The following is a 4,568-nucleotide window of genomic DNA, read 5'->3' on the forward strand; positions in this document are numbered from 1 at the left end:
GTTCTCCTGAAAATGCTCTGGAGTTTCTGCCTGAACTTTCCAGGAGGGGTGGACGCAAAAGCTACCGGATCTGTTCATTGGAAGATGCAGAGAGGGAACTGGAAGCTCATCAACGCCAGGGAGCCAGACTTGTTGCACTCGGCGAGGCGGACTATCCACCGCATCTGGTTCATATCGACGCCCCACCTCCACTGCTGTCCGTCAAAGGCGGGCCTGTACTCGCAAACCCCAGGTCACTGGCCATTGTCGGTGCACGCAATGCCTCCTTGTCCGGACGAAAGCTGGCGGCAAGGTTTGCAAATGAGCTGGGAGCCAATGGCTTCGTGATCGCATCAGGCCTGGCACGCGGGATCGACACGGCCGCTCATGAAGCGGCATTGCAAAGCGGAACCATTGCTGTCTTCGCTGGAGGCATAGACATTCTTTATCCTCCGGAAAACGACAGGTTGCTTGCTGCCATTCTCGACACCGGAAGCTCCGTCATCAGCGAAATGCCGCTTGGCTGGAAACCGCGAGGCAAGGATTTTCCGCGACGCAATCGACTGATTTCAGGCACTTCGCTCGGTGTCATCATCATAGAGGCCGCAAAGAAGTCAGGGTCCCTGCACACTGCACGATACGCCCTCGAACAGAACCGGGACATATTTGCCGTTCCCGGCTCGCCTCTCGACCCAAGGTCAGAAGGCGCAAATGGCCTGATCCGTCAGGGAGCGGCTCTGGTGACTTCGGCGAACGACATTCTGGAAGACGTCGCGGAGCGATTAACACCTGCCCTCCCCATTCAGCCAAGCCTTCTGGAAGCCGACAACGATGGGCCGACGGCGCCGCTGGACGCGAGCGAAGGGTTGCGATCCAAGGTGATTTCGGCACTTGGCCCAACACCGGTTGGTCTTGATGAACTGATCCGGTATCTGGGGATCGACGCACGCTCCGTTCACCTTGTCCTGCTGGAATTGGAGCTCGCCGGCTCCCTGGAACGACACGCCGGGCAGAAGGTTTCGCTTCTGATGAGCTGACCCTCAAAATCAAGAGCCGCCTCTCAATGGGCGGCCCTTGCGATTTGCATTTGCTATCGGATTACGCTGCCCGAACTTCGCTCAGGAAGGACGATACCATTCCGCTCAGCGTCTTTGCTTTTTCCGAAAGCTCTTCAGCTGATCCGAGCATTTCACCTGCTGCCACGCCAGTGCTGTCCGCACTTTCCGTCAGATCTGCGATGGTGGAGGTCACCTCGTCGGTTCCCGACGCCGCCTGGTTGATGCTCTGAGCAATTTCATGGGTCGCCGCGTTCTGCTGCTCAACCGCTGCGGCGATCGAACCTGCGATTTCCGCAACAGTCTCAATCTCGGTCGCGATTGCCTCGATCGAATTCATGGTTCCGTTTGTGTCCTGCTGAATTGCATTGATCTGCACAGCAATGTCCTCGGTGGCTTTAGACGTCTGGTTCGCCAGGCTTTTGACCTCGGCTGCAACAACCGCGAACCCCTTACCGGCTTCGCCTGCACGTGCCGCCTCGATCGTGGCGTTCAGGGCCAGCAGGTTGGTCTGTTCGGCAATCCCGGTGATCAGGTTCAAGACCTCGCCGATATTTGCGACCTTGCCGGACAGTTCCTGCATGCGGTCCCGGCTCTGTTTGGTCACCGTTGAAGCTTCCATCGTCTTGTTCGACTGTTCGTTGACCTGACTGGTGATCTGCTGGATCGAAGCGTGGAGCTCCTCAGCGGCCGACGCAACGGTCTGAACGTTGTTGGATGCCTGCTGCGCGGATCCGGAAACACCAGCCGCCTGCACGCGAGACTGCTCTGCCGTGTTGGATAATGAACTGGCAGTGTGCGTCATCTCCGTGGAAGACTGCGAGACCTGCTCAACGATGATGCCGACGCCTTGCTCAAAGTCCTGCGCAAGCTTCTCCATTACCTGTGCTTTTTCCAACCGGATACGCTCATCTGCTTCCCGGTTCGCCTGCTGCATGTTTTCAACTTCGACAGCATTGTCCTTGAAAACATGAACGGCCTTGATCATGTCTCCGATTTCGTCCGTACGGCGTGCCTTTGCGATCTCGACGGTCAGGTCGCCCTGCGACAGACGGCTCATGACCTGATTGAGCGCCTTGAGCGGGTTCGTCACGCTGCGGTTCACCATGAATGAAATTCCGGCACCCGTCGCTAGAGACAGGATCAGCAAACCCCAAAGTGCGTTGCGCGAAAGAGAAATGCTCTCCACCAACGCGTTCAAAGCATGATTTTCGGTTGCGATAGCCTGATCGGACAGCAAATTGATTTCGTCCTCCAGGACAGTGATCAACTCCTGCTGCAACAGGTTGATGGAGGCAATTGCCTGAAGCTTGTCGTCAGGATTGTACATTTCAATAATTGCACGCCCCCCATCGTCCAGCTGTTTGTAAAGTACATCCACCTGAGCCAGCTGCTCCTGTTCCTTTTCATCGGTGTTCAGCATTTCGAAGAGACCGAGGAAGCCGCCAAAGGTTTTCGAGTAACGATCGAAATCGGTTGCGGCATTCACATCCCCGCGCATGTGAGCGTTCAAGGAGGAGATCATGTCCCCACCCTCATCGACCATTTCGAGAAAATATTGAATGCTCGGCAGGCGCTCGTTGAGAACTTCATCGAGATCAATCGCAAAGGAAGCACCGCCAATTTCCTGAGACTTCAGGTTGTTGAGAATTTTTTCCAGTTCCAATCCAACCGTACTCAACTCATTGGTCGCAGTCTGAGCCGAACGTTCACTCACCGGATCGAATTGGTCGAAGACCTCGACAATTGCACGATCCCGATAAGTCGTGATGCTGCCGTCCAGAAGTTGAGCACTGGGATCTTCGCCCCCGACAATGTTCCTGTATTCAGTCAGTAAAGATTGAAATTCCTGGAATTTTTCTTCGAAGTTCGCACGTTTGCCTTCTTCACCGCTGACATATTCCAGCACGCTGGAATTCATGGAATTCAAACGGTCCAGCATTGAAAGAGTGAGAATCGCAGTCGGTACAGCAACATCTTTGACCTGCGTTGCATGATTGCTGACTTTGTTGTTGATCACCTGAACACCAAGCGCAACGACCCCGACAAGAACGAGCAATCCCAGCAATGGAATGCCTATTTTTTTCCCCACGGTGAGTTTCATGTAACTCCCCCCCAAATTCTAGAGCCCGATAATTCTAATTTTCGAACCAAAAGTCCGCATCAGCATCTTCAAATTGAATTACAATTCTTAAGAAATACTAGCCAAATCATGATCATACCTATGACACACATCTTCTAAACTTGTAGCTCTATTATAAGTTGCAACCAATCTTAAACCAAAGCGACAAATATCAAAACAAATGCACTCGAATTCTTCGAATACGCCTTTTTTCGCCCTTTCTTTCTTAAAATTTGCAACCTGTCTTAGAACCAAACAATCATTGCCCGGCATTTCCACACGCCGTGGATAACTGCAAGTTTCAAAGGGTCACTTGACCGCAGACGCACAAAGGTCCATTTGACAGTCGGCATTTGATCCGTGATCGTCTGCGCGCAATAAATCACCTTCTCTACCGGGCGGACTTCCCGTATCCGGCAAAATTATTTGGGTAAGAATGAACGTCGTCATTGTGGAATCGCCGGCGAAAGCCAAGACGATCAACAAATATCTCGGCTCCGATTATACGGTTCTGGCCTCGTATGGTCATGTGAGAGACTTGCCGCCGAAGGATGGCTCAGTGCAGCCGGACGACAATTTTGCCATGAGCTGGCAAGTGGACAGCAAGTCACAGAAGCGTCTGACGGAAATAGCCAATGCGGTGAAAGGAGCCGATCGCCTTATTCTCGCGACCGACCCCGACCGCGAGGGCGAAGCTATTTCCTGGCACGTTCTGGAAGTGCTGCAAAAAAAGCGGGTCTTGAAAGACAAGCAAGTCGAGCGCGTGGTTTTCAACGCGATCACCAAGAAGGCGATCCTGGAAGCGATGGATAATCCGCGTCAACTGGACACGCCGCTGGTAGATGCCTATCTGGCGCGACGCGCCCTGGATTACCTCGTCGGTTTCACGCTTTCTCCTGTGCTTTGGCGCAAGTTACCAGGTGCACGGTCGGCAGGACGCGTTCAGTCTGTCGCCTTGCGCCTGATCTGCGACCGGGAGATGGAGATCGAAACATTCCAGGCACAGGAATACTGGTCAATCCTGGCAAACATGAAAACGCCTGCCGGTGACATGTTTCAGGCCGGATTGACCGGATTTGACGGCAAGAAGATCGGTCGCCTGGATATCAATAACGAGGCAGAAGCCTCGGCTATAAAGACCATGCTTGAGAGCGCCAGCTTCAAGGTCGACAGTGTGGCCTCGAAACCGGCGAAACGGAACCCGGCTGCTCCCTTCACCACTTCCACGCTTCAACAGGAGGCATCTCGCAAACTCGGGTTCGCGGCGTCACGCACCATGCAGGTGGCGCAGAAGCTTTATGAGGGTATCTCCATCGGTGGAGAAACGTCCGGCCTGATCACTTACATGCGTACAGACGGTGTGCAGATTGCCGGCGAAGCTATCGCAGCCGCACGCTCGGTGATCGGTCAGG

At 53.9% G+C, this 4,568-nt stretch carries 3 protein-coding genes; 2 read left to right on the forward strand and 1 reads right to left on the reverse strand.

Going from position 1 to position 4,568, the window contains the following annotated elements; translation table 11 throughout:
- On the forward strand, window positions 1–1,016 hold a 1,016-nt coding region (gene dprA / locus K5905_RS28120), incomplete at its 5' end, for a DNA-processing protein DprA (RefSeq protein WP_297590551.1).
- A gap of 61 nt (window positions 1,017–1,077) precedes the next feature.
- On the opposite strand, the gene K5905_RS28125 is transcribed toward dprA, so the two are convergent.
- On the reverse strand, window positions 1,078–3,138 hold the full coding sequence (locus K5905_RS28125) for a methyl-accepting chemotaxis protein (protein WP_297590553.1): 2,061 nt from the start codon (window positions 3,136–3,138) through the stop codon (window positions 1,078–1,080).
- A gap of 454 nt (window positions 3,139–3,592) precedes the next feature.
- Between K5905_RS28125 and K5905_RS28130 the strand changes: the two genes are divergently transcribed.
- Window positions 3,593–4,568, forward strand: a 976-nt coding sequence (locus K5905_RS28130; RefSeq protein WP_297590556.1) for a DNA topoisomerase, incomplete at its 3' end; no start/stop codon positions are given.

Origin of the sequence: Roseibium sp., from assembly GCF_025698965.1 — a bacterium.
Taxonomy (GTDB): domain Bacteria; phylum Pseudomonadota; class Alphaproteobacteria; order Rhizobiales; family Stappiaceae; genus Roseibium.